Source organism: Streptomyces sp. NPDC097981 (genome assembly GCF_040302565.1).
Lineage (GTDB): Bacteria > Actinomycetota > Actinomycetes > Streptomycetales > Streptomycetaceae > Streptomyces.
Map to the genome: position 1 here is coordinate 1 of NZ_JBEORW010000122.1, position 6075 is coordinate 6075.

At 68.6% G+C, this 6075-nt stretch carries 6 protein-coding genes; 4 read left to right on the forward strand and 2 right to left on the reverse strand.

Going from position 1 to position 6075, the window contains the following annotated elements; genetic code table 11:
• Positions 1–267: 267 nt before the first annotated feature.
• Positions 268–807, reverse strand: a complete 540-nt coding sequence (locus tag ABTY04_RS40090) for a hypothetical protein (protein ID WP_352218368.1) — start codon at positions 805–807, stop codon at positions 268–270.
• 277 nt (positions 808–1084) lie between these two features.
• Between ABTY04_RS40090 and ABTY04_RS40095 the strand changes: the two genes are divergently transcribed.
• From ABTY04_RS40095 to ABTY04_RS40105, 3 genes are all read left to right on the forward strand, one after another.
• Positions 1085–2044, forward strand: coding sequence for an ArsR/SmtB family transcription factor (locus ABTY04_RS40095; RefSeq protein ID WP_352218369.1), 960 nt, complete (start codon positions 1085–1087; stop codon positions 2042–2044).
• A 169-nt stretch (positions 2045–2213) separates the two neighbouring features.
• Positions 2214–3308 (forward strand): serine hydrolase domain-containing protein, encoded by a 1095-nt coding sequence (locus ABTY04_RS40100; RefSeq protein WP_352218370.1) that lies wholly within the window; start codon positions 2214–2216, stop codon positions 3306–3308.
• Positions 3308–4084, forward strand: coding sequence for a MerR family transcriptional regulator (locus ABTY04_RS40105; protein ID WP_352218371.1), 777 nt, complete (start codon positions 3308–3310; stop codon positions 4082–4084). Before ABTY04_RS40100 ends, ABTY04_RS40105 begins: the two co-directional genes overlap by 1 nt.
• 138 nt (positions 4085–4222) lie before the next feature.
• On the opposite strand, the gene ABTY04_RS40110 is transcribed toward ABTY04_RS40105, so the two are convergent.
• On the reverse strand, positions 4223–4753 hold the full coding sequence (locus ABTY04_RS40110) for a hypothetical protein (RefSeq protein WP_352218372.1): 531 nt from the start codon (positions 4751–4753) through the stop codon (positions 4223–4225).
• Positions 4754–5039: 286 nt separating this feature from the next.
• Here ABTY04_RS40110 and ABTY04_RS40115 point away from each other — a divergent pair, with 286 nt between their 5' ends.
• The gene (locus ABTY04_RS40115) at positions 5040–5666 is read left to right on the forward strand and encodes a class I SAM-dependent methyltransferase (protein WP_502996826.1); all 627 of its coding nucleotides are present in this window, start codon (positions 5040–5042) and stop codon (positions 5664–5666) included.
• The last annotated feature ends 409 nt before the right edge of the window (positions 5667–6075 follow it).

Below are 6075 nucleotides of genomic sequence, written 5' to 3' on the forward strand. Positions count from 1 at the left end.
TGCTCGTGTTGCTCTTCTTACTCACTGCCAGGACTGCTTTCTCCGGGACCTTCCGTCCCAGTATCAGGCTGTCCACAGCACAGGGGGAACTTCAGGCTGTCATGTCACGGACTTACGCGATCTTTCAGACACGCTCTTGCGTGGATGGAGCAACTGGCCCGGTGCTACCTGCGGGGCCATAGCCGGGTGTGGGTAGTCGGCGTACAGGAACAGGGCCTGTGAGAGCGCTCCGCTGCTCTTCCAGGGGAGCGCTTTCGCGTGCGCGAATCAGGACCCCGGGATGCACGTCGTGAGCTGGTACACAGGCGTCCAGTTGGCAGTGGGATCCTGGTAGAAGGCGTTGGGCGTGGTGTAGGTCCGGCCATTGGTGAGGTTCATGCGGACCCGCCTGCTCTGGGTCTGGTTGTTGATCCATGCCCCTGAACCGCTGTAGCCGACACCGTACGTTCCGCAGTAGTAGTAGTCCCTCTGGGTGGAATCCCCATCCACGGTTGCGCAGAAGTTTCCGTAGTTGCAGTTCATTGCTTCCAGCGGTGCGTGTGTCGTGCGCAGGTCTCTGGCGTAGCGCTCGCCCGGCACCGCAACCGTGATCTGCCCGCCGGGGAAGGCGATGGTGTTCGGTCCGGTCTGGTGCCCTCGCGCTGTTCGCTCGAGGTAGCTGTCGACCTTCCTCTGCAGAACGAGGGCCTGGGTCTGGGTGAGGCCAGCCGACTTCGCCTGCGACGTGTTGGACGGGGCAGCGCGGTCACTGCTCGCCAGGGCTGGTGTGGCTAAAGAAGCCAACGCCACAACGGAAGCGGCGGCCACCAGGACCGCCTTGTGCCGGGATGGGTTACGAGACATGTCACTCCTTCTGTTCGTGCCTTGCCGGCCTGTCGGGCGGATCTTCGCGGGCTCCCGACGCCTGGCACGTGTTGCGTCGTCCGGCTCACAACGACCGGTTCGTCGCTCACGTGGCCGCCGGTGCGGCGACGACACTCGACTTTCGCGGTTCCCACCATCGGACAGGGGCGCGGGGCCGCGCGACCGGTTCGTCTCTCGCCGAACCGGGCGCGAGCACCCGCCCCCGTGTAAGGGAGGCCCAGTGCTGCGGGTGCGTTTCACCACCGAGGATCTGCTCCGCGTGACCTTCGCCGACGAGCCGGCGCCCATGGTGGAGCTGACGCTCGCCCTCGCGGCGCTCCGGCGCTCCGACCCGCTGTTCGCCCCGTGGCGGCAACGGACGGCCCGGACCCTGCCTGGCGCCGCCCGGCCGCTGCTGGACCTGGTGCCGGCCACCGGCAAGGGGCCGCTGTTCCTGGACCCGCCGAGCCGGGGCACCGAGGAGGGGCTCGACCGGGTCCTGTCCGCGCCCGTCCCGTACGTCCGCGGGGAGCTGGTCCGGATCCACGCGCCGGGCCGCCGCCCGACGCCCTGGGCGCGCCTGCTGGCAGAGGGGGACCGGGAGGCCCGGCGGACCCTCGAGGACGCCGTGCGCGCGGCGATCGGGGGCGTGCTGGCCCGACCATGGGAGCGGGTCCGCGCGGGCTTCGACGCCGAGCGCGCCTGGCGCCTCCAGACCCTCGCCGGCCAGGGGCTGCGCGCGACGCTGGAGGGCCTGACCGCGGGGGCGCGCTGGAACGGCTCCACGCTCGAGTTCGACAGCGCCGACGACGTCGAGGTCACCCTCGACGGGCAGGGGCTTACCCTGCTGCCGTCGGTCTTCTGGACGGGCCGGCCCCTGGTCGGCCGCTACGTCCACGGGACGTTCCTGGTCTATCCCGCCCTCGCCCCGCTGCCCCTGCTGGACGACCCCGCGACCGGCCACTCCCTGGCCGCCCTGCTGGGCCGTACCCGCGCCGCCGTCCTGGAACAGCTCGTCCGCCCCCGTACCAGCACCGACCTCGTGCGTGATCTGGGCCTGGCGAAGTCCTCGGTCTCCGAGCACACCAAGGCCCTCCGCGCCGCCCGTCTGATCACCGCCCAGCGCGACGGCAGGACGGTCTGGCACTCCTGTACGCCGCTGGGGCTGGAGCTTCTCTCGACGCGCGGGAGCGGGCCGTGACCGGGGCGATCGGTCGGACCGAGCCACAGGAGGAGCCCCTCCGGTGCCAGCCGTACCGGCTGGAAGCGACTGTGGGCTGGATCACGGTTGAGGTTGACCTTGGGTCAGCGTGGAGGCTCGTCGCATCGGCATGACGCCGATGCGGGCACAACCGATGTGAAGGAGCGCCATGTCCACCAACTTTTCCGGCCAGGTCCAGGATCGTCCGGAGCTGCAGAAGGTGATCGAGGAGTTGGCCGAGTCCGGTTTCGTCGGGGTCCAGATCCGGGTGAACGACGAGCGGGGCGAGTGGGTCGGCAGCGCGGGTATGCGCGAGCTGGGCCGGAGTGCCGAGCCGCTGACGGACGGGCACTTCCGCATCGGCAGCAGTACCAAGAGCTTCGTTGCCACCTCGGTGCTCATGCTGGTGGCCGAGGGCAGGATCGGCCTGGATACGCCGGTCAGTGACTACCTGCCCGAGTTCGGTCTCGACCGGCGGATCACTGTGCGGATGCTGCTGCAGCACACCAGTGGGATCTTCAACCACACCGGCGAGCTCTACGAGGACGGGACGATCGTGCTGGGGGTTCCCTGGCAGGGCCGGGAGTGGGTGGACAACCGGTTCAAGAGCTACCTGCCCGAGGAGCTGGTCCGGCTGTCGTTGTCCAGGCCGGCGCGGTTCGCGCCGGGTGAGGGCTGGAGCTATGCCAACACCAACTACGTGCTGGCCCGGCTGGTGGTCGAGAAGGTCACTGGCCGTTCGTTCGCCGAGGAGTTGCAGCGGCTGGTCCTGGGGCCGCTGGGGATGACCGGCACCGTGGCGCCGGGCGCCTCGCCGGAGATCCCCGAGCCGCACAACCACGGCTACTACCGCTACGAGGACGCCGGGCAGGAGCGGACGGTCGATGTCACCCGTCAGAACCCGTCCTGGGTCGGAGCCGGGGGTGACATGATCTCGACCACTAGGGACCTGCATACGTACTTTTCCGCGCTGATGGGCGGCAGGCTCCTGTCGGCCGAGCTGCTGGCAGAGATGCGCACGCCGGAGGCGACGGTCGGCTACGGCCTGGGAGTGTTCGCGCAGGAAACGGAGGGCGGCACCGTCTTCCACCACAACGGCGCCACCATGGGCTCGGCGGCGCTGATGTACGGCACCCCGGACGGCAGCACAACTTTGACTGCCGGGCTGACCTGGGTGGACGATGCCGGCTTGTCGATAGCACCGGCATTCCAGACCGCCCAGCAGCGTTTCGTCGGCGAGGTGTTCTGCGGCAGGCTGGGCTGATGAGGAGCGGAGTCACGATCGGGCAGGCGGCGGCGTTCGTCGGCGTCACGGTGAAGACGGTGCGGCACTATCACAAGCTCGGCCTTGTCGCGGAGCCGGAACGCGACAGCTCCGGTTATCGGCGGTACGGATCCGGCGAGCTGCTGCAGCTGGTGCAGGTGCGGACGCTGGCCGCCGCGGGCGTGCCGCTGGCCGAGATCGGGCCCATGCTCGACGCCGACGCGGCGCAGTTCGACGCCGCGCTCACCGACGTCGAGCGGCAGCTCACCGAACGCATCGATGAGCTGGTCGCCCGCCGCGACATGCTGCACCGGCTCGCCGACGGTGATCGGGTCCTGCTGCCCGACCGCGCCTGCGCGGTCCTGGACCGGATGCCCGGCCTAGGCTTCAGCCCCGACTATGTGGCCGCGCAGCGCGAGGCCCTGGTGCTGGCCCGGGCGCTGGTGCCGGAGGGCTTCGACGGCTTCCTGATACAGCTTGAACACGGGCTGGACGACCCCGAGTACGTCGACCTGATCAAGCGCGGCTGGGAGGCGGAGACCTGGGAACCGGACGACCCGAGGATCGAGGAACTCGCGACGGCCATGGCCGATCGCTACCTCGCCAACCCCGCGCTGCTGGGGGATCACGCCAGCCTGCAGGCATGGGCCAAGGCTTCGGCTCAGTACAAGCTGATCAACAACCACCGCGAGGACCAGGCACCGGTCGCGGCCCGGCTGACCGCGCTCACCGAGACCAGACTCCGTGCTGCGGGCGTACCCGTCCCCCACCGATGAGGTCCTGAAATCCCCTCAGCGTGTCTTCATGCCTGCGTGTGCCAGGGATGAACCGGATCTGATGCAGGGCTGCCCGTACCCGCCTCCGCACACGTGAAGGACCATCGAGAGGCGGAAGATGGGGTGGCTGCCGCCGGACTACGGACTGTGCGAGCTTCGCCACCTGCGCTGAGAGCCGGCGAATCTGCAGGAGAGCGGCCACGACAGACGTCTACGCCGTCGGCTTCCCCGTAGTGTCCGGGCTCTCTGCCCGTGCCAGGGTCGGAGCTGTAGGTACCTCTCCTTCATGGCCGGCCCGAGATGCGCTTCGATGCCGTACCCGGGTTCCCCCTTGTATGGGAGGTCGCAGAAGAATGAGGTCACGATGACCTCGATTGCCCCGGGCGCGCGATGCCGCGTCTCTTCTTCCAGGAAGGCAAGGACCCGGCGCCAGTCGGGGCCGTCCGGGTCGCCCTTTACCAGGTAGGAGCGCACGGTGTCCTGCACGACGTCCCAGAAGAACAGGTGCGGGAGCACCCCGTTCTCGTTGAAGACGTGGCTCTCGTAGGCGTCCTCGAACCCGGGCACCTGAGCAACGAGGTCCTCCACGAGCCGCATGCCGGCAGCAGCCTTCTCGGTAGTCTTGTCCGTCTTGTGCTCTGCTCGCTCTTCGTTGTCGTCGGACACCATGTGCCGGGACGCTATCTCATCGTGTCAGCACTCCCCGGCCTCTTCCGCTTTGACCTGCGCAATACCTGGTCTCTCGTTCAGTCAACCGGACAGGTCGCTGTGTTGATGGTGACAAGCGATGACGTTCTTGCGACTGTCGGCGGTCAGTGAATCTGGTATGGGATGATCTTTCCAGAGTCTAGCTCTTATTTAGATTGAATCAGATGGCTGGGTGCCTGGCCGGTGTAGTCGGTATGGGGCCGGGGAACGGTTCTGATCGTGGACGGTGTTAGCTTCTCTTCCCGTGATGGACCATCAGGAGCAGACGAGGGCGGCCTATGACGGGGTCGTCGAGTTGTATGCGTCGATGTTCGCTGATGGGTTGGAGTCGCATCCGTTCTCGCGGAACATGATCGCCACCTTCGCCGAGCTGGTGCGTGAGACGGGGAACCTGCGGGTGGCCGATGTCGGGTGCGGGCCCGGGCATCTGACGGCCATGCTGCACGATCTGGGGCTGGACGTCCTCGGGCTCGATCTTTCCCCGGGCATGGTCGACCATGCCCGGCAGGCCCATCCGGCGCTGCGGTTCGACGAGGCGCGGATGGAGGCCCTGCCAGTCGAGGACGGCGCCCTCGGCGGCGTGCTGTCCCACTACTCGATGATCCACACTCCGCCCGGGGAACTCCCCGAGCTCCTCACCGAGCAAGTACGCGTCCTGGCGCCCGGAGGCCTGCTCCTGGTCTCCTTCTTCGCGACCGAAGAGCCGCAGCCGATCCGCTTCGACCACAAGGTGACCCCCGCCTACAGCTGGCCGGCAGACCGCTTCGCCGACTTGCTGACCGAAGCCGGACTCGTCCCCTTCGCCCGGCTGCTCCACGATCCGGCCTCCGAACGGGGATTCCTCGACGCCCACCTGCTGGCCCGCCTGGGCTAGAGGAGCACAGAGCCCGACGACCGGCCTCCTTACTGCTGCCAGCTCGGCCCGCGGAGCGGGCCGTGGTCTGGAGGCGGAGCCGGAAGACCCAGGGCGGGGGAGCGAAGCGGACCCGCCCAACGGGCCGGAGGCCCGGACCCCGTGAAACGGGGTCACCTCCAACGGGAGCCCTGGGGCCTGCGCAGCAGGCCCGCTCTGGTGGAGCGCAGCGGAACCAGAGCCAGTCCGAAGCGAAGCGCAGGACTCCGGCCCGAAGGGCCGACCATGGCTCGGAGCGAAGCACAGAGCCGGGCCCGAAGGGCCCCGGCCGAGCGCAGCGAGGCCGTTCCGTCCTGAGCGCGCAGCGCTCAGGTACCCGCTCCGCGGGCACCCGCCACGGCCGCGCCGAACGCATCCGCGCCTACCACGG

Bases quoted from the DNA above. Each gene is read 5' to 3' on its own strand.
- ABTY04_RS40100 (WP_352218370.1), top strand. From the start codon at position 2,214: ATGTCCACCAACTTTTCCGGCCAGGTCCAGGATCGTCCGGAGCTGCAG.
- ABTY04_RS40105 (WP_352218371.1), top strand. From the start codon at position 3,308: ATGAGGAGCGGAGTCACGATCGGGCAGGCGGCGGCGTTCGTCGGCGTC.
- ABTY04_RS40110 (WP_352218372.1), bottom strand. From the start codon at position 4,753: ATGGTGTCCGACGACAACGAAGAGCGAGCAGAGCACAAGACGGACAAG.
- ABTY04_RS40115 (WP_502996826.1), top strand. From the start codon at position 5,040: ATGGACCATCAGGAGCAGACGAGGGCGGCCTATGACGGGGTCGTCGAG.